We start from the raw sequence: 23,048 nt of genomic DNA on the forward strand, positions 1-23,048 counted from the left end.
GCTGTCCGCTGCCGGCATGCGCCGGCGGTACCGCGCATTGCCGGAACCGCCCGAGTGAAACTCGCCATCCTCTCCCGCAACACCAGACTGTACTCGACCCGGCGACTGGTCGAGGCGGCGCGCGCGCGCGGCCACAGCGTGCGCGTGCTCGATCCGCTGCGCTGCTACCTGCGCATCGCCGCCGACGGCTTCTCGATGCACTACAAGGGACGGCCGGTGTCGGGCTACGACGCGGTGATCCCGCGGATCGGCGCCTCCATCACCCGCTACGGCAACGCGGTACTGCACCAGTTCGAGCTGATGGGCACCTATACCCCCGCGACCTCGGCCGCGATCGCCCGGGCGCGCGACAAGCTGCGCTGCCACCAGCTGCTGGCGGCGCAGGGCATCGACCTGCCGGCGACGGTATTCGGCGACAACCCCGACGACACCGCCGACCTGCTGTCGATGCTCGGTCCGCCGCCGCACGTGATCAAGCTCAACGAGGGCGCGCAGGGGGCGGGGGTGATGCTGACCGAGAAGCCTTCGGCCTCGCGCAGCGTGATCGAGGCGCTGCGCGGCCTGTACGCCAACTTCCTGGTCCAGGAATTCGTCGCCGAGGCGGAAGGCCGCGATCTGCGCTGCCTGGTGGTGGGCGACAGCGTGGTCGCGGCGATGCGACGCGAAGCGTCGCCGGGCGACTTCCGCTCCAACCTCCACCGCGGCGGCAGCGGGCATGCCGCGGTGCCGTCGGCGGACGAGCGGGCGCTGGCGGTGCGGGCCGCGCGCGCGCTGGAGCTGGGGGTGGCGGGGGTGGACCTGATCCGTTCGCGCCGTGGCCCGCTGGTCCTGGAGGTCAACGCCTCCCCCGGCCTGGAGGGGATCGAAGCGGTCGCCGGGGCCGATCTGGCGGGCCGGATCGTCGATTTCGTGGCCACCGCCGCCGCGGCGATGCCGCGCAGACCGAAGGCCCAGACTGCCTTAACCAAAAAACAACAACCGACTTAACCCGGGTTTAATCGCCCGGGGCGTAGCTTGCTGGTCCGCGATCCGCCGGCCCGCTGTTCCTTTGCAGCCAGCCGGCCGGCAGAGGACGGGCAATCGGGGCAGTACTCATTGACCCAGGCGAGCCATCGCCTGGGTCTTTTGTATCGGCCCGAAGAGGGGCGCGGCCGACGCGGGCTTCGCGCCGCCATGTGCCAGAATCCCCGCATCGTCGGGAAACCCCGCGCCCGCCTCGCGGTCGAACCGCTCCCCGGCACCCACGCCCCACAACGGAATCCATTGGCGATGCGCATACTCGTGATCGAAGACAACCAGGACATCGCCGCCAATCTCGGCGACTACCTGGAGGACCGCGGCCATACCGTCGACTTCGCCGCCGACGGGGTCACCGGCCTGCACCTGGCGGTGGTCCACGAGTTCGACGCGATCGTGCTCGACCTCAACCTGCCCGGCATGGACGGACTCGAGGTCTGCCGCAAGCTGCGCAACGAGGCGCGCAAGCAGACCCCGGTGCTGATGCTGACCGCGCGCGACTCGCTCGACAACAAGCTCTCCGGTTTCGATTCGGGCGCCGACGACTACCTGATCAAGCCGTTCGCGCTGCAGGAGGTGGAGGTCCGGCTCAACGCGCTGTCGCGGCGCGGCCGCGGCGTGCAGACCCGGGTGCTGGAGACCGCCGACCTGGAGTACAACCTCGATACCCTCGAGGTGCGGCGCCAGGGCAAGCTGCTGCAGCTCAACCCCACCGCGCTGAAGATCCTGCAGGCGCTGATGGAGGCCGCCCCCGCGGTGGTCACCCGCCAGGAGCTGGAAACCCGCGTCTGGGGCGAGGAGCTGCCGGATTCGGATTCGTTGCGCGTGCACATCCACGGCCTGCGGGCGGTGGTCGACAAGCCCTTCGACACCCAGCTGATCCAGACCCGCCACGGCATCGGCTACCGGATCGCCGCACCCGAGGGCGGCAGCTAGTCCACGCCCCGGTTGGCGCCGTCCTCCTCGCACATGTCGACCGACCCCAAGCCCGCAGCCTCCGTGCGCCGGGCCAGGCGTTACCGGCGGCGCCTGCGCAGCCGCATCATCCTGTCCTTCGTCCTGCTCGGTTTCGGTCTCACCGCGCTGTTCGCGTTCCTGACCCAGGAGGCCCGCAACCGCGTCGAGAACGATCTCGTCGAGGACGTGATGAATCGCAACATCGACGAGTTCGCGCGGCGCTACTACAGCAATCCCGACCCGACCCGTAGCCCGGACCTTCCGGTGCAGCAGATGCTCGCGCGGGTGGTGCCCAGGCACCGCTTCGAGACCTTGCGCAGCGAACAGCCGGACTGGTACGACCTGCCCGACGGCATCCACAACCTCGGCGGCGTGGACGAGACCGGCGAACCCTTCTCCTACAAGCTGGCGGTCCGCAAGACGCCGGAGGAGTGGTTCTTTCTCGCCTACGACATGACCCAGGCGGCGCGCGGAGAAGCGCAGTTCCAGCGCGCCATCCTGGGCTCGGTGCTGCTGGTCTCGATGCTGTCGCTGCTGGTCGGCTGGTGGGCGGCGTCGCGGGTGATGAGCCCGGTCTCGGAGCTGGCCCGGCGCCTGCAGGACTCCGGCGACAGCGCGCAACCCGAGGCGCTGGCGGCGCATTTTCCCGACGACGAGGTCGGCCAGCTGGCCGGCGCGCTCGACGACTACGCCGCGCGGCTGACCGAGGTGGTCCAGCGCGACCGCGAGTTCAACGCCGACGTCAGCCACGAGCTGCGGACGCCGCTGGCGGTGATCCGCGGCGCCTCCGAGCTGTTGCTGGCCAAGCCCGACCTGGATGCGAAGACCGAGGCCCGGCTGCTGCGGATCCAGCGCGCCGAGCAGCAGTGCACCGACCTGATCAGCGCGCTGCTGCTGCTCTCGCGCAACGAACGCGGCCACGGCGCCACCGACGTGGCGCGCGTGGCCGAACAGCTGCTCGACGCGCACCGCACCCAGGTCGGCAACAAGCCGCTGCAGCTGCGGCTGGAGGGCGAGACCGGAATGGTGGTGGACGCACCGGAGGCGGCGGTCTCGGTGGCGTTGGGCAACCTGGTGGGCAATGCGGTCAAGTACACCAGCGCCGGCGAGGTCATCGTGCGCCTGCTGCCCGGCGCGGTCGAGGTGATCGACTCCGGCCCGGGCCTGAGCGCGGAGGATGCGGCTCGGCTGTTCGAGCGCGGCTACCGCGGCACCCACGCCGAGCATTCCCAGGGCGGCGGCATCGGGCTGTCGATCGTGCGCCGCCTGTGCGCGCTGTACGGCTGGAGCGTGCGGGTGGTGCCGGGCGAGCGTCAGGGGGTGGTGGCGACGCTGTCGTTCTCGGCGGAGGCCGCCGCGAAGGCGTAGCGGTGGCGAGGCTCAGCGGGGCGCCGGCGGCGGTACCACGTTGACGGCGTCGGCATTGCCGCTGGCGAGGGTCCAGCCGACCACCTCGGCGGTCAGTGCCGCCAGCGCCTGCTCGAAGGCGGCGACCACCGCGTCGACGTCGGTGCCCTCGGCGGGCACCGCCTGCAGGAACGTGCGCGAGGCTGCGACCCGCTGCTCGCGGTTGTAGAGCAGCTTGGCGGCGACCTCGATGGTCGCGCTTGGCACCGCGGCGCCAGCGTAATCCGATTCGAAACGACGCAGGTCCAGGACCAGCTTGTAGTCGGAACGGATGCCGCTATCGTTGCCCGCCACCGCTTCGATCCGGCCGGAGTCCTCGAACGCGCGCAGCAGGGTGTCCTCGAGCAGTTCGGTGGCCGGCTGGGCCCAGGCCGCGCCGGCGTAGACCTCGAGCTCCGAGGGGACCGGGCGCACGTTGATGCGCGGGCTGTCGGTGACCCGTGAGGATGCGGCATTGCCGATCGCCAGCTGCCAGTCAACCCGCGGCCAGGACGGATCGGGCTCGATCCGAACGTCGGGCGCATAGATGGTCGCGCGCTCGTGGTCGCCGGCGCCGCCGAGCAGGCCGCAGCCGGCTACCGACACGGCCAGTGCGGCCGCCAGGGCGGTGCGTGCGAGCACGGCGATGCCGCTACGGGGATCGGGGCGGGCGCGGGAGGCGGTCTTCATTCTGGTTCGAACTCCTTGGGAGCGTCGCGGCCGAGCAGGTAGCGCGCCGGATTGTTCTCGAGGCGGTCGCTGATCCGGCGCAGATCGCGGATCAGGGAGCGCAGTTCGCTCAGGGTCGGGCCGAGCTGGCCGAGGCCGTCGTTGGCGAAGTTGCTGATGGCGGCGCGGTTCTCGTTGAGGATCGCGTCGGCGCCGTCGGCGGCCGAGTCCAGCCGTGTCAGGGTGCGGTCGAGCTTGTCGATCAGCTGCGGCAGTTCCTGCACGAAGCCGCGATCGAAGTCCGTGATCGCGCTGTCGGCCGAGTCGAGGGTGCGCTCGAGGCGTTCGCTGGCGGCGCGCGCCGAGCGCAGCAGTCCGCTGATGTCCTCGCTGCCCTCGCCGAGCGCGCCGGTCACCGCTTCGATATGGGTCAGGGTGCGGTCGACCTTGGCGATGTTGTCTTCGCTGAGCAGCTTGTCGAGGCGCTCGACCAGGCGATTGGCGGTGTCGGCGATGTTCTGCAGGGCCGAAGGTTCGGTGAGGATGATCGGCACTTCCCGGTCGCTCTGGGTCGCCAGTCGCGGCGAGTCCGGGCTGCCGCCGGTGAGCTGGATGATCGGCGGCCCGGTCAGGCTGGTCATCGACATCCGCGCGCGGGTATCCACCTTGACCGGGGTGCGGGCATCGATGCGCAGCCGCGCCACCACCTGGCGCGGGTCGTCCGGCGACAGCTGCAGGCTCTCCACCGAGCCCACCGCGATGCCGTTGTACTGCACGCTGCTGCCTTCCGACAGGCCGGTCACCGGCTCGTTGAACACCACCGCGTATTCCTCCCAACTGCGATCGGAAGCGTACTTGGCGGCCCACAGCGCGAACAGCAGTCCGAATACCGCCACCGCGATGGTGAAGGCGCCGATCAGCACGTAGTTGGCTTTGGTTTCCACGCTTCAGGCTTCCAGGGCAGTGCCGCGCGAAGGGTCGGTGTCGCGCGCGCGGCGCGCGGCGCGCGCGCGGGGACCGTGGAAGTACTCCTGTACCCACGGGTGGTCGAGCCGTTCGATCTCTTCCAGCGGCGCGGTCGCCAGCACCCTGCGGTCGGCGAGCACCGCGACCCGGTCGCAGATCGCGTACAGGGTATCCAGATCGTGGGTGATCAGGAACACGGTCAGGCCGAGCGCCTGCTGCAGGGTGCGGATCAGCTCGTCGAAGGCCGCCGCGCCGATCGGGTCGAGCCCGGCGGTGGGCTCGTCAAGGAACAGCAGCGGCGGGTCGAGCGCAAGCGCGCGCGCGACACCCGCGCGCTTGCGCATGCCCCCCGAGAGCTGCGAGGGCAGCTTGCCGAGGGTATCGGCGGGGAGCCCGGCGAGCTTGATCTTGAGCAGCGCCAGTTCGTAGCGCAGCGAGTCGGCGAGGTGCGGATAGTGCTCCTTGAGCGGCACCTCGACGTTCTCGCCGACGGTCAGCGAGGAGAACAGCGCCCCGTCCTGGAACAGCACCCCGGTGTTGCGCTCGATGTGCAGCCGGGCGGCCGGATCGTCGCTGCGGGCGTCCACCCCCAGTACCTCGATCTCGCCGGCGTCGGGCTTGCGCAGGCCCAGGATGGTGCGCATCAGCACCGACTTGCCGCTGCCCGAGCCGCCGACCACGCCGAGGATTTCCCCACGGCGCGCCTCCAGGTCCAGGCCCTCGTGCACGACCTGGGATCCGAAGCGGTTGTCCACGCCGCGGACGCGGACGGCGGGTTCTGGGGTCGCGGAATCAGCCATGGCCGGGGCAGGATAGCGCCGCGCGCGTGAGGAACCGGGGGGCGGGACCGGTCCGGTCCCGGTAGGCCTGGCCGTTGATGCCCATCCGCTCACCATCCCATGTGCATGAACCAGATCGCCGCCGCCGCGTCGATCACGATCACCAGCGAGATCGCCTGCACCACGCTCGAGGTGGTGCGCTCGCCCACCGATTGCGCGGTGCCCTGCACCTGCAGGCCCTCCAGGCAGCCGATCAGGCCGATCAGCAGCGCGAACAGCGGCGCCTTGGACAGGCCGACCAGCATGTGCCGGAGCTGGAAGGTGTCCTGCATCCGCGCCAGGTAGGCCTGGGGCGGGATCTCCAGGCTGAAGGCGCCCACCGAGAGGCCGCCGGCCAGGCCGGCGATCATCGCCAGGAAGGTCAGCAGCGGCAGCATCACCAGCAGCGCGATGATCCGCGGCAGCACCAGCAGGTCCACCGGATCGAGCCCGAGGGTGCGGATCGCGTCCACCTCCTCGCGGCTGACCATGGCGCCGATCTGCGCGGTGAACGCACTGGCGGTGCGGCCGGCCAGGATGATCGCGGTCAGCAGCACCGCGAACTCGCGCAGGAAGGCGACGCTGACCAGCTCCACCACGAAGATCTCCGCGCCGAAGTCGGCGAGGATGGTGGCGCCGAGGAACGCGATCACCGCGCCGACCAGGTAGGAGAGCAGCATCACCAGCGGCACCGCGTCCAGGCCCACCTGCTCCATGTGGTGCACGGTGGAGGTCAGCCGGAAGCGCGACGGCTCCTTGAGCAGCCGCCCCAGCTTGGCCAGGTTCTCGCCGAGGAAGCTCACCAGGGCGATCGTCTCGCGCCAGTTGTCCTGGACCGCGAAGCCCAGCCGCGCCAGCGCCGCCGCGAACCCGTATTCGCGCTTGTGCGTGGGACGATCGTCGGCGACGTCGCCGATCGCCTCCACCAGGGTGCGATGGTCGTCGTGGAAGCCGAACTCCTCGAACGCAAGCCCGCGCCTGCGCGCGAAGCGCAGCAGCTGCAGCACGCCCAGCGAGTCGATGCGCTCCACCGAGCCGGCGTCGACCTCGCGCGCGTCCTCCGGGGCGGCGCGCAGGCAGGCGCCGACCTCGTCGGCGAAGCCCAGCGTCCACTGCCCGACCAGGCGCAGCCGCGAGCCGTCTTCGGCGTCGATCTCGATGTTCGGCGGGTTGGCCGGCGCGGTCATGCGGGGCGGAGATTCCTGGCGCGTTGCGGGTGCCGGCGGCGGGTGCCGGCCCTGGCATAGAGTACGCAATCGCGAAGACGGACGGTGAAGGCCCCGGCGAGCTGTCGGAGCCGCTGTTCGCGTGCGATCCTTTGGCGATGACCCGCCTCTCGCCCCGTGCCTACGCCTACGCGGCCCGCATCGCCTTCGTGGTCGAGCTGGCCGAGCACCTGCACGCGTATGGCACCACCGCCCAAAGGCTGGAGGCCACGGTGATCGCGGTGGCGCAGCAGCTCGATCTGGATTGCGAGCCGTGGGTGAATCCGACCGGCATGGTGCTGTCGTTCAGCGACCCGCAGCGCCCGCCGGGCGACAGCGACACTACCCGGGTGATCCGGCTGGCGCCGGGCGAAGTGGACCTCTACAGCCTGTGCGAGGCCGACCGCATCGCCGAGCAGGTGGTGGCCGGCACCCTCGACCTGGCCGAGGGCCACGCGGCGCTGCGCGCACTGGATCTGCGCCGGCCCGACTGGCGCGGCAAGACCGTGCAAGTGGCTGCGTTCGCGATGATCTCCGCCGGGGTGGCCGGGCTGTGGCGCCTGCCCTGGCTCGACATCGCCACCGCCGCGACGATCGGCCTGCTGCTCGGCCTGCTCGACCTGGCGACCCGCGACGGCCAGCGGCTCAAGGAGGCCGGCGATGCGATCGCGGGCATGATCGCCGGCTTGGTGGCGATCGCGGTGGCCGGATTCGTGGGGGCGCTCAACCTCAATACCGTGGTGATCGCCTCGCTGATCGTGATGCTGCCCGGCATGGCGTTGACCAACGCGGTCAACGAGCTGACCAGCCAGCACCTCGTGTCCGGCACCACGCGATTCGCGGGTGCGGTGACCACCGTGCTCAAGCTGACCGTGGGTACGATGATCGCGCTGACCGTCGCGCAGCTGCTGGGCATCGATCCGCAGGTGCGCGCCTATCGCCCGCAGCCGGACTGGGTGGAGTGGGCCGCGCTGGCCATGGCCGCGCTGTCGTTCGCGATCCTGTTCCGCGCCGGCCGCCGGGACTACCCGCTGGTGATGCTCGCGGCGGTCGGCGGCTACCTGATCTCGCGCTACGCGGGGGCGGTCTGGGGATCGTCGATCGGTCTGTTCCTGTCGGGGCTGGTATTGACCGCGGCCGGCAACGGCTACGCGCGCTGGGCCAACCGCCCCGGTGCGGTGATCCGGGTGCCGGGGATCATCATGCTGGTGCCCGGCAGCGCCAGCCTGCGCGGCCTGATGACGCTGATGCAGCAGCAGGATGTGGCCGCGGGCCAGCAGGCGATGCTGGCGGTGCTCAACATCATCCTGGCCCTGGTCGCCGGCCTGCTGTTCGGCAACCTGCTGCTGCCGGCGCGCAAGAACCTCTGATCGCGGCTGCGTCCGGGCGGGCATGAAAAACGCCGGCAGCGCCGGCGTTCTCCAACCAGCCGTGGCGCCGGGGTCATTTCTTGATCAGGAAATCCTCGACCTTCTTGCCCTTCTTGACCTGCGCGGCCAGCCAGCGCGGCTGCTTGCCGCGGCCGGTCCAGGTCTCGGCCTTGTTGGCCGGATTGCGGTACTTCGGTGCGACCTTGCCGAGCTTGCGGCCCTTGGCGGCCTTCTTCGCGGGCGCGCGGGCCCCGGTGGTCGCTGCGCCGCGCCCGCCGAACAGCTCGGCGACGGTATAGCCCTCGGCCTGCGCCAGGGCCTCGAGTTTCCGGCGCACGGTGGCGACGGGCTTGCGCTTCTTCAGCGTGGTCTTGCGCTGCTTCGCCTGGTTGATCAGCGAGTCGAGTTCTCTGGCCGACAGGCCCTGCAGATCGATTGCCATCAATTACTCCGAATCATGGAAAGGGGATACAGCCATTCCCTGGCCATCGCCGGATGGTAATCGAGAAACTAAATGGTTGACAAATCGACAGATAATCGAACGCCGAGCATCCGCGCGGCGCAATCGGGTGTCCGCCGTGCTCAGCGCCCGGCCCCGAGCAGCGCGAACAGCGCGCTGCGGTCGAGATTCTCCGCGGCCGCGGCGCTGCGCGCGCGATATTCGAAGGTGCCGGTGGACAGGCCGCGCTCGGATACCACCACCCGGTGCGGTATGCCGATCAGCTCCATGTCCGCGAACATCGGTCCCGGGCGCAGTCCGCGGTCGTCCAGCACGGTCTCGACGCCGGCGGCCTGCAGTTCCCGGTACAGCGCTTCGGCGGCCTCCACCACCGCCGGATTCTGTTTCGGGTTGATCACGCACACGGCGACCCGCCATGGCGCCATCGGCTCGGGCCAGACGATCCCCGCGTCGTCGTGGTTCTGCTCGATCGCCGCCGCCACCACCCGCGAAACGCCGATGCCGTAGCAGCCCATCGCCGGCACCGCCTCGCGGCCGTTCTCGTCCAGCACCGTGCAGCGCATCGCCTCGGCGTAGCGGCGGCCGAGCTGGAACACGTGGCCCACCTCGATGCCGCGCACGATGCGCAGCTCTCCGCCGTCCTCGGCGCGGTCGCCCTCGACCACGTTGCGGATGTCGGCGATGGCGTCGGGCTCGGGCAGGTCGCGGCTCCAGTTGACCCCCGTCAGGTGCTCGCCGGGGCGGTTGGCGCCGACGACGAAGTCGGCCATTGCCGCGACCTCGCGGTCGGCGATCACCCGTACCGGCGCGCGCGTGCCGACCGGGCCCAGGAAACCCGGCTCGCAGCCGAGATTCGTCGCGATCTCGGCCTCGCTCGCAAGCCTGTAGTCGGCCATGCCTTCCACCTTGGCGAGCTTGATTTCGTTGACCTCGTGGTCGCCGCGCACCAGCGCCAGCACGAAGCCGTCGCCGCTCATCGCGGCGATGGACTTCACCGTGCGCGCCAGCGGCACGCCGAGCAGGGCGGCGACCTCCGCGCAGGTCTTCTGCGTGGGGGTCGCGACGCTGCGCATCGCCTCGGCGGGGGCCGGGCGCGGCCCGGGCTCCGCGGCGCGCGCGGCCTCGACGTTGGCCGCGTAGTCCGAGCCGGTGGAGAAGGCGATGGCGTCCTCTCCGGAATCGGCGAGCACGTGGAACTCCTGGGATGCGTCGCCGCCGATCGCGCCCGAATCGGCCTGCACCGCGCGGAACCGCAGGCCCAGGCGGGTGAAGATGCGGCTGTAGGTCGCATGCATGTTGCGGTACTCGGCGTCGAGGCCGGCGTCGTCGAGGTGGAACGAGTACGCGTCCTTCATCAGGAACTCGCGCGCGCGCATCACCCCGAAGCGCGGCCGGATCTCGTCGCGGAACTTGGTCTGGATCTGGTAGAAGGTCACCGGCAGTTGCCTGTAGCTGGCCAGCTCGTGGCGGGCGAGGTCGGTCATGACCTCCTCGTGGGTCGGCCCGACGCAGTACCAGGATTCCTTGCGATCCTGCAGCTTGAGCAGCTGGCCTCCGAACTTCTCCCAGCGCCCGGTCTCCTCCCACAGTTCGCGCGGCTGCACCGACGGCATCAGCAGCTCGATGGCGCCGGCGGCGTCCATCTCCTCGCGCACGATCGCCTCGACCTTGCGCAGCACGCGCAGGCCCAGCGGCGACCAGGTGTAGATGCCGGCGGCCAGCTTGCGGACCAGGCCCGCCCGCAGCATCAGCCGGTGGCTGGCGATCTCGGCGTCGGCCGGGGTTTCCTTGGTGGTGCGGAGATGGAATTGCGACAGGCGCATCGGGGTGTTTCACGGGCGGAGGATCGGCGATTCTGCCAGTGTTTCGGCCGTGCTGCCGCCCGGAAAGGTCGCGGGCCATTCCACCAGAGGCGCGCCGCCGGACCCGGCCGGTGCGGCCGGACCGGCCCGATCGCCGGCGAGCGGCGCGGGCTAGCGGCGGCTACCGTCGATTTCGATGCCCTCGCGCGGAGACAGATCGACCTTTTCGTAGGCGCGCCCGTCGGGCGGACGTTCGGTGACCTGCAGGTTGCCGGCCTCGTCGCGCCAGCGGTACAGCACCGGTCGCGCCTCCTCGGCATTGGCGGCGGCGGCCGCCTCGGCACGCGCCTGGCGCGCCTCCACCACCTCCGGTGGGTCGCGCGACAACCACCAGGCCAGCGCGCACCCGGCGGCCAGGCCCAGCCCCACGGCCCAGACCGGGCGCATGGATCAGTCCGCGGAAGCGTCGTCGGCGCAGTAGGCCCGCACCGCCGCCTGGGCCAGTTCCATCTGGTTGGCGCGCTCGTCCTCGTTCAGCTCGCTGCCGTCTTCCTGCGCGACCGGGCCGTCGCCCTGCAGCAGGGCGATGTTGCTGCGCGCCGTGGTGCACTGCGGGTTCTCGGCGGCCGGTGCCGCCGCGGCGGTGGGGTCGGTGCCGGCGCTGGCGCCGGAACTGGTGATCCGCCGCTGCTGGTAGCTGCCGCTGGGCGGCGGCGCCTCGGAGTAGTGGGTCACGCCGCTGGCGTCCTTCCACTGGTAGACCTCCTGTGCGCCGGCGACGGAGGCGGTGCTGGCGGCCAGGGCCAGGGCCGTGCCGAGGATCAGATGGCGCATGGAGAACTCCTGCAGGGGGATCGCGGCGATTGCAGCACCCCGGGGGCCGCGGCGCAAGTCGCGGCAGTCCGGGCCATGACCGCGGTCCGGCTTTCGCGCCGCGCCGGGGCCGGTAAACTCGGTGCATGGACCAGCCCCCCCTCCCGCCGGGACCGAGCCGCGGCCGCGGCATCTACCTGTTGCCGAACCTGTTCACCACCGGCGGCCTGTTCGCAGGCTTCTTCGCGATCATCGCCGCTTCCCAGGGCCGGTTCGGCGCGGCCTGTGTCGCCATCTTCGTCGCCGCGGTGCTCGACGGCATCGACGGGCGGGTGGCGCGGCTGACCAATACCCAGAGCGAGTTCGGGGTGCAGTACGACTCGCTGGCCGACCTGATCAGCTTCGGCATGGCGCCGGCGCTGGTGATGTACCACTGGGCGCTGATGTCGCTCAAGCTCGACGGGGTGACCATCGGCCGCATCGGCTGGCTGGCGGCGTTCCTCTACGCGGCCTGCGCGGCGCTGCGGCTGGCGCGTTTCAACAGCCAGGTGAGCAAGGTGGACAAGCGCTGGTTCGTCGGCTTGGCCAGCCCGGCGGCGGCGGGATTGATGGCGAGTTTCGTTTGGACCAGCCACGACCTCGGCTGGGACGGCGGGGAGCTGCGCTACGCCGCGCTGGCGGTGACCGTGGTGGCGGCGCTGCTGATGGTCAGCCAGCTTCGCTACAGCAGCTTCAAGGGCGGCGGCAGCGGACCGCGCTCCGACCGGGTGCCGTTCTTCTTCCTGTTGATCGCGCTGGCGGTGCTGATCGCGCTGTGGATCGATCCGCCCAAGACCCTGCTGGCGGCGGCGAGCCTGTATGCGCTGTCCGGGCCGGCGCAATGGCTGTGGCGCCGCCGCCCCGGCGCGGGCCCGGGCGCGGGTGTGCCATGAGCGAACCCGTCTGGGACGAGGTGCAGCGCGAAACGCTGGAAGCGCTCGGCTTCACGCTGTGGCAGCGGGCCGCTCCGGCCGAGGCGCTGCCGGACGATCCGCTGCTCGATGCGTTGCTGCGCGCGGCCGGCAGCCGCCGCGATCACCCGGACGCCGCGGCGCTCTGTCGCGGCTGGGGGCCGCTTTCGCGCCTGCGCGATCCCGCCGCCAAGCGCGCGTTGTGGCCCCGCCTGCGCGCGCTGCGTCGCCGGACGCGGCCGTGAGCGCGCTGCCCGCTGGCATGGCGGACGTTGCCCCGGGCCTGCGCCCGATGCGCGAGGGCGACCTGGACGCGGTGATGGCGATCGAGCGTCGCGCCTATCCCTTCCCCTGGACGCCGGGGATCTTCCGCGACTGCCTGCGGGCCCGGTACCCGGCCTGGGTGCTGCGGGCCGGCGACGGGATCCTCGGCTACGGCGTGGCCAGCGTGGCCGCGGACGAGGCCCACGTGCTCAACCTCTGCATCGATCCCGAGCGGCAGGGACGCGGGCACGGCCGCCGCCTGCTGCGCGCGCTGCTGCGCATCGTCCAGGCGGAGGGCGCGGCGCGGGTGTTCCTGGAGGTGCGCCCGTCCAACCCGCATGCGATCGCGCTCTACCACGACGAGGGGTTCAACGAGATCGGCCGGCGCCCGCGCTACTACCCCGCCATGCACGGGCGCGAAGACGCCATCGTGATGGCGATCGAGCTGCTCCCCGGCGGCTGAGTCGGCGCCCGCGGCGGCGGCGCTGCGCCGGGAACGCCGCTACAGGCGCGCGCGCTGCGCGGCGAGGGTCTCGCGGCGGGCGTTCCAGTCGGCCAGGCGCTGGCGCTCCTGCTCGACCACGGCGGCGGGCGCGTTCTGCACGAACGTGGCGCTGCCGAGCTTGCCTTCGCACTTGCCGATTTCGGTCTCGACGCGCCGCAGCTCCTTGTCCAGGCGCGCGCGCTCGGCGTCGAGATCGACCAGTCCCTCCAGCGGCACGAACAGCCGCAGCGCGCCGACCACCCCGGCCGCGGCCGGGGGCGGATCGCCGGCGACGGTGTCGATCCGCTCCAGCCGCAACAGGAACGACAGTTGCGAGGCGAACCGGCCGACCCGGGCCGCATCGTCGGCGCTGCCGCCCTGCAGCAGCAGGGCGACCCGGCGCGCGGGCGCGACCCCCAGCTCGCTGCGGATGCGGCGCAGCGCCGAGACCATCTCGCGCAGCCATTCCACGTCGGCCGCGGCGCGCGCGTGGCCGGAGACGTCGTGGTCGGCCGCGCGCGGGTAGGGCTGCAGCGAGATCGTCGCCGCCTCGATGCCGAGCCGCGGCGCGACCTGGCGCCACAGCGCCTCGGTGACGAACGGCATCAGCGGGTGCAGCAGCCGCAGCAGCGCCTCCAGCACCACCAGCAGGGTGCGGCGGGTGCTGTCGGCGGCCGCGGCGTCGCTGCCCTGCAGCGCCGGCTTGGCCAGCTCTACGAACCAGTCGCAGTACTCGTTCCAGGCGAATTCGTACAGGGTCTGGGCGAGCAGGTCGAAACGATAGGCGGCGAAATGGGTTTCGGCTTCTGCGGCGGTCTTCGCGAGGCGGGAGAGGATCCAGCGCTCCGCATCGGTAACGGGTGCGGGAGCCTGCGATTCCCGATTCCCGACTCCCGATTCCCGGCCTTCGGTGTTCATCAGCACGAAGCGGGTGGCGTTCCACAGCTTGTTGCAGAAGTTCTTGTAGCCCTCGGCGCGGCCGAGGTCGAACTTGATGTCGCGGCCGGGACCGGCCAGCGCCGCCATGGTGAAGCGCAGCGGGTCGGCGCCGTGGGCGGCGATGCCGTCGGGGAACTCCTTGCGGGTGGCCTTCTCGATCTTCGCCGCCATCTGCGGCTGCATCAGCCCGGTGGTGCGCTTGGCGACCAGCGCGTCGGCGGAGATTCCGTCGATGATGTCGAGCGGGTCGAGGATGTTGCCCTTCGACTTGGACATCTTCTGGCCGTCCTTGTCGCGCACCAGCCCGGTGATGTAGACGTCGCGGAACGGGATCGTGCCGGTGAGCGCGTCGGTCATCATGATCATCCGCGCCACCCAGAAGAAGATGATGTCGAAGCCGGTGACCAGCACGCTGCTCGGCAGGAATTCGTCGAAGCCGCGCTCGCGCATCGCTGCCTGGTCCGGCCAGCCCAGGGTGCTGAACGGCCACAGCGCCGAGGAGAACCAGGTCTCCAGCACGTCGCTGTCCTGGCGCAGGGGCACGTCTTCGCCGAGGCCGGCGCGGGCGCGCGCGTCGGCTTCGTCGCGGCCGACGTGGATGTTGCCGGCCTCGTCGTACCAGGCCGGGATGCGGTGGCCCCACCAGAGCTGGCGGCTGATCGTCCAGTCCTGGATGTTCTCCATCCAGTGGCGGTAGGTGTTGATCCAGTTCGGCGGCACGAACTTCACCGATCCGTCCTGGACGAGTTCCATCCCGCGGCGGCCCATTCCGTCCATGCTCACGAACCACTGGTCGGTCAGGTACGGCTCGATCACCGAGCCGGAGCGGTCGCCGAACGGCTGCATGATCGGCTTCGACTCGACCAGCGGCTCGCCGTCGGCACCGGTCACGGCCAGGCCTTCGGCGGTGATCGCCGCCACCACCCGCTGGCGGGCTTCGTAGCGGTCCAGCCCGCGCAGCTCGTCGGGCACCAGGTTGAGGGCGCCCACGTCGGCGGGGGGGCGTTCGCCGCAGGCGATCTGGCCTGCGATCCGCGCGCTCTCCTGGTAGGGCAGGCCGTCGACGCGCATGCGCGCGTGGCTGTCCATCAGCGCGTAGAGCGGGATCCCGTTGCGCGCTGCCACGGCGTAGTCGTTGAAGTCGTGCGCGCCGGTGATCTTCACCGCGCCCGAGCCGAACGCCGGATCCGGATATTCGTCGGTGATGATGGGGATCAGGCGCCGGTGTTCCTTCGGCCCGACCGGGATCTCGCACAGATTGCCGACGATCGGGGCGTAGCGCGGGTCGTCCGGGTGCACCGCCACTGCGCCGTCGCCCAGCATGGTCTCCGGGCGGGTGGTGGCGATGGCGATGTAGTCGCGGGTTTCCCGCAGGGTCACGTTGCCTTCGGCATCGCGCTCGACGTATTCGTAGCTCTCCCCGCCGGCCAGCGGATACTTGAAGTGCCACATGTGGCCGGGGACTTCGCGGTTCTCGACCTCCAGGTCGGAGATCGCGGTGTCGAGCACCGGGTCCCAGTTGACCAGGCGCTTGCCGCGGTAGATCAGGCCCTGCTCGTACAGGCGCACGAAGGCCTCGAGCACGGCCTTCGACGGCATCGCGTCCATGGTGAATACGCTGCGGCTCCAGTCCCCCGAGGTGCCGAGCCTGCGCATCTGCCGCTCGATGGTGTCGCCGGACTGCCGCTTCCATTCCCAGACCCTGGCGATGAATCCTTCGCGGCCCAGCGTATCCCGGGTCTCGCCCCTGCCTTCGCGTTCCAGGTTGCGGGTGACCACCATCTCGGTGGCGATGCCGGCGTGGTCGCTGCCCATCTGCCACAGGGTGCGGAAGCCGCGCATCCTGTGGTAGCGCACCAGTGCGTCCTGCAGGGTGTGCTGGAACGCGTGGCCCATGTGCAGGGTGCCGGTGACGTTCGGCGGCGGCAGCAGGATCACATAGGCGGGCCCTTCGCCGCGTGGCGCGAACGCGCCCGAAACCTCCCATTCGGCGTATAGGCGGGACTCGAAGCTGGCGGGATCATAGCTGGGGGCTAGGGGCATGGGAGCGGCGATTGGTGATTCGTGGTTGGCAGGTCGTGATCGGCAGTCACCAATCACGGCTCTCCTACATATCGTATTTCTTCAGCTCCAGGCCGAGCGCCTTGTAGCGCTTCCAGCGCTCGCGCAGCGGGCCGCGCGCGGATTCGTCGGCCGGAACCACCTCCAGCACCCGCTCGAAGCCGCCCTCGACCGCGGCGTCGCGCAGGTTGATCACCAGCGGGCGCATCGGCGGGTCGAGCTCCGGCGAGGCGATCAGCACCGGCGTGTCGTCGTCCTCTTCGCCGCCGGCGATCTGGTGGGCGACGTAGGCATCCTCGCCCATGTCCCAGAGCAGATCGTCGAGCGCCTCGGCCTGTTCGCGGTCGCGCGCCAGCACCAGCGTCGGGAGGTTGGCGTCGTGCGCCTTGCGCGCCAGCTCGCAGACCAGGCGCAGCGGCTCGGCGCGGAAGCGCGGCTTGGCGATCAGGTAGAAGTCGGCGCGCATCTGGACGGGGATTGGTGATTCGTGATTATTGATTCGCGAAGGCGGGTTCGTGCCTCACTTGTGGTGCGCCGGCACGACGCGGTGCGTCTGCGTTCATCGAATCACCATTTGCCGAACACCGATCACGCCGCGCCGGAGGCGCGGTCGAGCAGCCACTGCGAAAGCAGCCCGACCGGGCGGCCGGTGGCCATGCCCATCTTGCCTTCGCCGCTGGCGCTGCCGGCGATGTCGATGTGGGCCCAGCGCTGGCCCTCGGTGAAGCGCGAGAGAAAGCACCCGGCGGTGATCGCGCCGCCCCAGCGCCCGCCGATGTTGTAGACGTCGGCGAACGCCGAGTCGAGCATCGGCTGGTACTCGTCCCACAGCGGCAGCCGCCAGGCGCGGTCGAACACGGTCTCGCCCGCACCCAGCAGTTCGGCGGCCAGATCGTCGTGCTTGCTCATCAGGCCGCTGGCCTGGCGGCCCAGCGCCACCATGCAGGCGCCGGTGAGCGTGGCCACGTCGACCAGCGCCTGCGGCTCGAAGCGCTGCGCATAGGTCAGCGCGTCGCACAGGATCAGCCGGCCCTCGGCGTCGGTGTTGCCGACCTCGATGGTCTTGCCCGACATGCTGGTGATCACGTCGGAGGGACGGTAGGCGTTGCCGTCGATCGCGTTCTCGACCGCCGGCACCACCACGCGCAGGTTGATCGGCAGGCCCAGGCCCGCGGCGGCGACGAACGCGCCCATGACCGTGGCGGCGCCGCACATGTCGAACTTCATGTCCTCCACGCCGCCCTGGGTCTTCAGGTTGACGCCGCCGGTGTCGAAGGTGATGCCCTTGCCGACCAGCACGTAGGGCTTCGCATCGCCGCCGTTGTTCCACTCCAGCACGATCAGGCGCGGGCGGTTGGAGGAGGCGCGGGCCACCGCCAGCAGCGCCCCCATGCCGAGCGCTTCCATCTCGGCCTCGTCCAGCACCTGGCACGCGGCCTGGTCGAAGCGCGCGGCGAAGGTGGTCGCCTGCTCGGCCAAGTAGGCCGGGTTGCAGATGTTGGCCGGCAGGTTGCCCAGTTCGCGCGCGAACTCGACGCCGGCGGCGATCGCCTTGCCCTGCGCCAGCGCCTGGGGGTCGTCGCCGGACAGCGCCAGACTGCGCAGCCCGGTGTGCTCGCGCTTCTTGCTGGTGGCGCCGAGCGTGGCGATGTAGCGGTAGGCGGCGTGGTCGGCGGCCACCACCGCCTGGCGCACCGCCCAGGCGGCGTCGCGCCCCTCCACCTCCAGCCCGGGCAGGGTGAGCACGGCATTGGCCACCGCCCCGGTCTTCAGCGCGCGGACCGCGTCGCCCACTGCGCGCTGGTACTGCGCGGCGCCGAACTTGGCGCGCTCGCCCAGGCCCACCACCAGCACCCGGGGCGCCGCCACGCCCTCCAGGCCGTGCAGCATCGTGGTACTGCCGGCCTTGCCGTCGATGTCGCCCTGCCCCAGCAGGGCCGCCAGCCGGCCGCCGCAGGCCCGGTCCAGCGCCTCGGCGGCAGCGCCAAGGCGCTTGTCGGCGTAGACGCCTACCACGATGCAGTCGGCAGCGGCCTTGGCGGGGGTGTCGCGATTCAGGGTGAATTCGAGGGTCATCAACCAGATTCCGTGTGCGGGTCCTTACAATCGGGCGTCTTGTCGCGACCGTGACGGCCGCTGGGCCGTACTGTCGCGGCGCAGATGCGCCCGAAAACCAATCCCCAAGTCTAAAGCAACCCGTCTCTCGATGCCGAAGCTCGACAGTTACCTGTTCCGCGAATTCGCCCAGGCCACCTTCGCGGTGCTGGTGGTGCTGATGGTGGTCAGCCTCGGCGGCGTGTTCGCCGACGTGCTCGGCGACATCGCGCGCGGCCGGGTCCCGGCAGGGATGATGCTGTCGCAGCTCGGCCTGCAGGTGCTCAACTACCTGCCGCTGATCCTTCCGCTGGGGCTGCTGCTGGGCCTGCTGCTCGGGGTCGGGCGGCTGTACCGCGATTCGGAGATGCCGGTGCTCACCGCCACCGGGGTCGGCCCGGTGCGCCTGCTGCGGCCGGTGCTGCTGCTGCTGCTGCCCATGGTCGCCTTCATCGGCCTGTGTTCGCTGTGGTTGGGGCCGTGGGCCCGCGACTACTCCCAGCGGATGATCGAGCAGGGCAGCCGCAGCATGCTGGTGGCGGGGCTGGAGGCGGGCCGGTTCGTCGAACTGCCCGGCGGACGCGGCGTGGTCTACGTCGGCGGGATGTCCAACGACGGCTCGCAGATGGCCCGGGTGTTCGTGTACCAGCAGGACGAGGAGCGGATGGACGTGACCACCTCCGCGACCGGCCGGCTGACGGTCGAGGCCAGCGGCGACCGCTTCCTCACCCTGGACGACGGCTTCAGGGTCGAGGGCCCGCAGCGCGAGGGCCTGGATTTCCGCCTCATGCGCTTCGCCAGCAACGAGCTGCACCTGCCCGACGCCGAGGGCAGGCGCGACGAGGGCGACCCGGAACTGCAGCCGACCCTGGACCTGTTCGGAGACGACCGCCGCGAGGCCCGCGCCGAACTGCATTTCCGCATCGCCCCGCCGCTGCTGGCGCTGGCATTCGGCCTGCTCGCGGTGCCGCTGGCGCGCAGCCCGCCCCGGCAGACACGCTACGGCCGCACCATGCTGGCGTTCCTGGGCTATTTCGTCGGCGTCAACCTCATGCTGCTGGGCCAGGACTGGCTGGCAGAGGGGACCATCCCGATCGCCCTGGGGCTGTGGTGGCTGGTGCTGCCGCTGCTGGCCCTGGGCGCCTGGATGTACTTCGGCGACGGCCGCCTCGGGCGCCCGCGGAGGCCGGCGCGATGATGCCGTTTCCGCGGCTCCACGACCTCTACGCCGCGCGCGTGGTCACGGTGACGGTGATGCTGACCTGGGCGGTGCTGGTCGGCATGGACCTGGTGGTCAGCGGGCTGTTCTCGGAGATCGACGACATCGGCCAGGGCAACTACGGATTCTTCCAGGCGCTGACCTACGTGCTCTACAGCGTGCCGCGCCGGGCCTACACGATGTTCCCCACTGCCGCGGTGATCGGCACGCTGATGGGCCTGGGGCAGCTGGCCGCCACCTCGGAGCTGACCGCGCTGCGCGCGCTGGGCCTGTCGCGCAAGCGTCTCAGCGCCTCGGTGGCGGTGCCGCTGCTGCTGCTGACGGTGGTGATGATCCTCAATGGCGAGACCCTCGCGCCCTGGGCGCAGCGCAGCGCCGACGGGATGAAGGCCTCGGCGAAGTCGAAGGACCTGATCGTGGCGCAATACTCCGGGCTGTGGGCGCGCGAAGGCGACACCTTCCTCAACGCCCGCACCGGCCAGGAGCGCAGCGACGAGGACCGCCATTGGCTGGAATTGAGCGACGTGCGCCTGTTCGAGTTCGACGACGACGGCCGCCTGGCCTCGGTGGCCAGCGCCGCCACCGCCGAGCACGACGGCGGTGGCTGGCTGCTGCGCGACGTGCGGCGGGTCTGGTTCGAAGAGCGCTCGGTCACCGAGACCTCGGTGGACCAGGAACGATGGGCCTCGCAGCTCGATTCGGCGGCGCTGGCCACCGCCGGCAACCTGTGGCGGCCGCGCTACCAGCGCGCCGCCGATCTGCGCAGCGGCATCGAATACCGGCGGCGCAACGGACTGGACGCCAGCGAGTACGAGGAACACTACTGGGGCCGCTGGTTCTATCCGATCAACGTGCTGGCGCTGTGTCTGGCCGCGATTCCGTTCGCCTTCGGCAGCCTGCGCAGCGGCGGGCTAGGGCGGCGGCTGTTCATCGGCGTGGTGTTCGCGCTCGGTTTCTGGCTGCTGCAGAACCAGTTCGTGCGCCTGGCGGGGGTCTACCAGTTCGATTTCCGCCTGGCCTACCTGGTTCCGCCGGCAGTGATGCTGACGGTGTCCTTCCTGCTGTTCCGGCGCAGGAGCGGCTAGGGCCGTCTTGGCGCTCCGGTCGCGCCAACAGGGCCCAGGCCGCTCCCGGGGGATCGCATTGGCGCGGTGACGGCCGCGCCGCTGCCGCGTGGGGCGTCAGCGCAGCCGGGGCTCGCGGATCGCCCGCGTGGCGCTGGCGCGGTCGTGCCAGGTCAGCCGGTCGCGGTCGAGCCAGGCCCACCAGAAGCCGAGCCCGCCCGCCAGCAGCGACAGCGTGCCGACCAGATAGCGCCGCCACAGCGCGCGCCAGCCGGGCTGCCCGCCGGCGGCATCGCGCACCCGCAGCCGCCACGGCCGCATGCCCAGGGTCTGCCCGCCGCGCCGCCAGCTGACTGTCGCGTACACACCGGTGACCAGCCAGCATGCCGCCCACAGCAGCCAGCCCAGGGCGGTGAACGGCGCCACGAACTCGCGCGTGTCGTGCCCGGCCAGCAGGTAGCCCAGGTTGAACAGGAACGACAGCGCGAACCACAGGGCCGCCGCGGGCCACAGGTCGTAGAGTAGGGCCAGCAGACGCCAGCCTACGAGCGCGCGCGGCCTTGCCGGCGGAAGCGGGGATTCCATCGCCACAGGATAAGGCGCGGTCGCGGGTTTTTCTTTTCGGTAAGCTCGCCGCATGACTCCCACGCCGGCCGACCGTCGCACCCGGGCGCTGCGGTTGCCGCCGCTGCCCGAGGCCGATGCGCGCGCGATCGATGCGTTCCTGGACGCGATCTGGGCCGAGCGCGGCCTGGCGCGGCAGACCCTCGACAGCTACCGCCGCGATCTTGCCGGGCTGGCGCGGTGGCGCGAGGGCCGTGGCGGCGGGCTCGCCGGGGCCGACCGCGGCGCCCTGCTGGACTATCTCGGCTGGCGTACCGGACTGGGCTATACCGCGCGCAGCAACGCCCGGCTGCTGTCGGCGCTGCGCGCGTTCTATGCTCACCGTCTGCGCCGCGGCGATCGCGCCGACGACCCCACCGCGCTGCTGGAAGCGCCGCGCCAGGGACGCAATCTGCCCAAGGCGCTGACCGAGAGCCAGGTCGGTGCCCTGCTGGCGGCGCCCGACGGCTCGACCGCCACGGGCCTGCGCGACCGCGCCATGCTGGAACTGATGTACGCCTGCGGGCTGCGGGTCAGCGAGCTGGTGGGGCTGCCGGCCAACGGCGTGAACCTGCGCCAGGGCGTGTTGCGGGTCAGCGGCAAGGGCGGCCGCGAACGGCTGGTGCCGCTGGGCGAGGAGGCGCAGCACTGGCTGGAGCGTTATCTGCGCGAGGCGCGGCCGGCGCTGGCCGGCGGACGGCCGGTCGCGGCCGGCGCCGGCGGCGACGCGCCGCTGTTCCTGGCCCCGGGCGGCGCCCCGCCGACCCGGCAGCAGTTCTGGGCCACGGTCAAGCGCCACGCCGCAGCCGCCGGCATCGACCCGGCGCGGGTCAGCCCGCACGCCCTGCGCCACAGCTTCGCCACCCATCTGCTCAACCACGGGGCCGACTTGCGCGCGCTGCAGATGCTGCTCGGTCACAGCTCGCTGTCGACCACCCAGATCTACACCCTGGTGGCGCGCGAGCAGCTCAAGCGGCTGCACGCCCGGCATCACCCGCGCGCCTGACGCTCAGCCGGCGGTGGGACGGGGCATGAGACAATCCCGTTCCCGTCCCCCGACGCCCGCGATGGTCCGCAGCGCATGAAAGCCTTCCTGTTCGTCCTGTTCGGCGCCTTCAGTCTTTCGGCCTGCGCCCAGTCTCCGGCGCCGGGTCCCGACGGCGCGGCGCCGGCCCCGGCGGTGCCGGACGCGGCCGTGGAAGCCGAGCCGGGTACGCCCGAGGCCCGCGCGGTGGCGGCGATCCGCAAGCTCAACCCGCGGGTCGAGATCGACCGGGTGGCGGCCGCGCCGATCGAGGGCTTCCGCGAGGTGGTGGTCGCGGGCCAGGTCCTCTACGTCAGCGACGACGGCCGCTACCTGCTGCAGGGCGCGCTTTTCGACGTCGAGCAGGGCCGCGACGTCAGTCAGGACGGCCTGGCCGAGGTGCGCCGCGAGCTTCTGGCGGCGGTGCCGGCCAGCGACCGCATCGTGTTCGCGCCGGAAGACCCCGACTACACGGTCACGGTGTTCACCGATACCGAGTGCGGCTATTGCCGCAAGCTCCACCAGGAGATCGACGAATACAACCGCCTGGGGATCGCCATCGAGTATCTGGCGTTCCCGCGGATGGGCCCGGCCAGCCCGGATTTCGACGAGATGGTCTCGGTGTGGTGCGCCAGCGACCGGCGCCAGGCGCTGACCGATGCCAAGAACGGCAAGCGCGTGCCCAAGCGCGACTGCACCAACCCGGTGGCCATGCACTACGCGCTCGGCCAGCGCCTCGGCCTGACCGGCACGCCGATGATCGTCAGCGAGCAGGGCGTGCAGATGCCCGGCTACATGCCGCCGGCGGCGCTGCGCGAGACGCTAGACCAGCTGGCCGGCGAGGCGCCGCAGGGCTGAGCCCGCCCGGGCGGCACGCGTCCGC

General features: G+C 71.2%; 23 protein-coding genes. 11 read left to right on the forward strand and 12 right to left on the reverse strand.

Annotation, left to right across the window (positions count from 1 at the left end):
- Window positions 1-54 precede the first annotated feature (54 nt).
- From rimK to QFW77_RS17480, 3 genes are all read left to right on the forward strand, one after another.
- The gene (gene rimK, locus QFW77_RS17470; protein WP_280576092.1) at window positions 55-987 is read left to right on the forward strand and encodes a 30S ribosomal protein S6--L-glutamate ligase; all 933 of its coding nucleotides are present in this window, start codon (window positions 55-57) and stop codon (window positions 985-987) included.
- A gap of 282 nt (window positions 988-1,269) precedes the next feature.
- Window positions 1,270-1,953, forward strand: a complete 684-nt coding sequence (locus QFW77_RS17475; RefSeq protein ID WP_280576093.1) for a response regulator transcription factor — start codon at window positions 1,270-1,272, stop codon at window positions 1,951-1,953.
- A gap of 33 nt (window positions 1,954-1,986) precedes the next feature.
- Complete coding sequence (locus QFW77_RS17480; RefSeq protein WP_280576095.1) at window positions 1,987-3,342, forward strand: sensor histidine kinase; 1,356 nt, start codon at window positions 1,987-1,989, stop codon at window positions 3,340-3,342.
- Between the two features lie 12 nt (window positions 3,343-3,354).
- On the opposite strand, the gene QFW77_RS17485 is transcribed toward QFW77_RS17480, so the two are convergent.
- The 4 genes from QFW77_RS17485 to QFW77_RS17500 all read right to left on the reverse strand — a co-directional run bounded on the left by QFW77_RS17485 (window position 3,355) and on the right by QFW77_RS17500 (window position 7,000).
- Window positions 3,355-4,002: an ABC-type transport auxiliary lipoprotein family protein gene (locus QFW77_RS17485; protein ID WP_425603378.1), complete on the reverse strand. Its 648-nt coding sequence runs from the start codon at window positions 4,000-4,002 to the stop codon at window positions 3,355-3,357.
- A 44-nt stretch (window positions 4,003-4,046) separates the two neighbouring features.
- Complete coding sequence (locus QFW77_RS17490) at window positions 4,047-4,973, reverse strand: MlaD family protein (protein ID WP_280576099.1); 927 nt, start codon at window positions 4,971-4,973, stop codon at window positions 4,047-4,049.
- Between the two features lie 3 nt (window positions 4,974-4,976).
- A complete protein-coding gene (locus QFW77_RS17495; RefSeq protein ID WP_280576101.1) occupies window positions 4,977-5,795 on the reverse strand; it encodes an ABC transporter ATP-binding protein in 819 nt (272 codons plus the stop codon).
- An 89-nt stretch (window positions 5,796-5,884) separates the two neighbouring features.
- The gene (locus QFW77_RS17500) at window positions 5,885-7,000 is read right to left on the reverse strand and encodes an ABC transporter permease (RefSeq protein WP_280576103.1); all 1,116 of its coding nucleotides are present in this window, start codon (window positions 6,998-7,000) and stop codon (window positions 5,885-5,887) included.
- A 137-nt stretch (window positions 7,001-7,137) separates the two neighbouring features.
- Here QFW77_RS17500 and QFW77_RS17505 point away from each other — a divergent pair, with 137 nt between their 5' ends.
- Window positions 7,138-8,388 (forward strand): threonine/serine exporter family protein, encoded by a 1,251-nt coding sequence (locus QFW77_RS17505; protein ID WP_280576105.1) that lies wholly within the window; start codon window positions 7,138-7,140, stop codon window positions 8,386-8,388.
- Between the two features lie 73 nt (window positions 8,389-8,461).
- On the opposite strand, the gene QFW77_RS17510 is transcribed toward QFW77_RS17505, so the two are convergent.
- The 4 genes from QFW77_RS17510 to QFW77_RS17525 form a co-directional block, all read right to left on the reverse strand.
- Window positions 8,462-8,830, reverse strand: coding sequence for an H-NS histone family protein (locus QFW77_RS17510; RefSeq protein ID WP_280576106.1), 369 nt, complete (start codon window positions 8,828-8,830; stop codon window positions 8,462-8,464).
- Window positions 8,831-8,970: 140 nt separating this feature from the next.
- Window positions 8,971-10,671 (reverse strand): proline--tRNA ligase, encoded by a 1,701-nt coding sequence (locus QFW77_RS17515; protein ID WP_280576108.1) that lies wholly within the window; start codon window positions 10,669-10,671, stop codon window positions 8,971-8,973.
- A gap of 150 nt (window positions 10,672-10,821) precedes the next feature.
- The gene (locus tag QFW77_RS17520; RefSeq protein ID WP_280576109.1) at window positions 10,822-11,097 is read right to left on the reverse strand and encodes a DUF4124 domain-containing protein; all 276 of its coding nucleotides are present in this window, start codon (window positions 11,095-11,097) and stop codon (window positions 10,822-10,824) included.
- Between the two features lie 3 nt (window positions 11,098-11,100).
- A complete protein-coding gene (locus QFW77_RS17525; RefSeq protein ID WP_280576110.1) occupies window positions 11,101-11,484 on the reverse strand; it encodes a DUF4124 domain-containing protein in 384 nt (127 codons plus the stop codon).
- Window positions 11,485-11,609: 125 nt separating this feature from the next.
- On the opposite strand from QFW77_RS17525, the gene pssA reads away from it, so the two are divergent.
- Genes pssA through rimI form a run of 3 tightly spaced genes read left to right on the forward strand, consistent with a single transcriptional unit; the run spans window position 11,610 to window position 13,140 of the window.
- Window positions 11,610-12,395: a CDP-diacylglycerol--serine O-phosphatidyltransferase gene (pssA, locus tag QFW77_RS17530; RefSeq protein ID WP_280576111.1), complete on the forward strand. Its 786-nt coding sequence runs from the start codon at window positions 11,610-11,612 to the stop codon at window positions 12,393-12,395.
- A complete protein-coding gene (locus tag QFW77_RS17535) occupies window positions 12,392-12,658 on the forward strand; it encodes a hypothetical protein (protein ID WP_280576112.1) in 267 nt (88 codons plus the stop codon). Before pssA ends, QFW77_RS17535 begins: the two co-directional genes overlap by 4 nt.
- A gap of 17 nt (window positions 12,659-12,675) precedes the next feature.
- The gene (rimI, locus tag QFW77_RS17540; protein WP_280576137.1) at window positions 12,676-13,140 is read left to right on the forward strand and encodes a ribosomal protein S18-alanine N-acetyltransferase; all 465 of its coding nucleotides are present in this window, start codon (window positions 12,676-12,678) and stop codon (window positions 13,138-13,140) included.
- Window positions 13,141-13,179: 39 nt separating this feature from the next.
- On the opposite strand, the gene QFW77_RS17545 is transcribed toward rimI, so the two are convergent.
- From QFW77_RS17545 to QFW77_RS17555, 3 genes are all read right to left on the reverse strand, one after another.
- Window positions 13,180-16,143, reverse strand: a complete 2,964-nt coding sequence (locus tag QFW77_RS17545; protein WP_280576113.1) for a valine--tRNA ligase — start codon at window positions 16,141-16,143, stop codon at window positions 13,180-13,182.
- 64 nt (window positions 16,144-16,207) lie between these two features.
- Complete coding sequence (locus QFW77_RS17550) at window positions 16,208-16,627, reverse strand: DNA polymerase III subunit chi (protein ID WP_280576114.1); 420 nt, start codon at window positions 16,625-16,627, stop codon at window positions 16,208-16,210.
- Between the two features lie 122 nt (window positions 16,628-16,749).
- Window positions 16,750-18,237: a leucyl aminopeptidase gene (locus QFW77_RS17555; RefSeq protein ID WP_280576115.1), complete on the reverse strand. Its 1,488-nt coding sequence runs from the start codon at window positions 18,235-18,237 to the stop codon at window positions 16,750-16,752.
- 130 nt (window positions 18,238-18,367) lie between these two features.
- Between QFW77_RS17555 and lptF the strand changes: the two genes are divergently transcribed.
- Window positions 18,368-19,453: an LPS export ABC transporter permease LptF gene (lptF, locus tag QFW77_RS17560; protein ID WP_280576116.1), complete on the forward strand. Its 1,086-nt coding sequence runs from the start codon at window positions 18,368-18,370 to the stop codon at window positions 19,451-19,453.
- Window positions 19,450-20,559, forward strand: coding sequence for an LPS export ABC transporter permease LptG (gene lptG / locus QFW77_RS17565; protein ID WP_280576117.1), 1,110 nt, complete (start codon window positions 19,450-19,452; stop codon window positions 20,557-20,559). The genes lptF and lptG overlap by 4 nt, the downstream gene beginning before the upstream one ends.
- 96 nt (window positions 20,560-20,655) lie before the next feature.
- On the opposite strand, the gene QFW77_RS17570 is transcribed toward lptG, so the two are convergent.
- On the reverse strand, window positions 20,656-21,123 hold the full coding sequence (locus QFW77_RS17570) for an RDD family protein (RefSeq protein WP_280576118.1): 468 nt from the start codon (window positions 21,121-21,123) through the stop codon (window positions 20,656-20,658).
- A gap of 52 nt (window positions 21,124-21,175) precedes the next feature.
- Between QFW77_RS17570 and xerD the strand changes: the two genes are divergently transcribed.
- The gene (xerD, locus tag QFW77_RS17575; RefSeq protein ID WP_280576119.1) at window positions 21,176-22,147 is read left to right on the forward strand and encodes a site-specific tyrosine recombinase XerD; all 972 of its coding nucleotides are present in this window, start codon (window positions 21,176-21,178) and stop codon (window positions 22,145-22,147) included.
- A 75-nt stretch (window positions 22,148-22,222) separates the two neighbouring features.
- Window positions 22,223-23,023: a DsbC family protein gene (locus QFW77_RS17580; protein ID WP_280576120.1), complete on the forward strand. Its 801-nt coding sequence runs from the start codon at window positions 22,223-22,225 to the stop codon at window positions 23,021-23,023.
- Window positions 23,024-23,048: the final 25 nt, after the last annotated feature.

This window comes from Luteimonas endophytica, from assembly GCF_029887875.1.
Taxonomy (GTDB): domain Bacteria; phylum Pseudomonadota; class Gammaproteobacteria; order Xanthomonadales; family Xanthomonadaceae; genus Luteimonas; species Luteimonas endophytica.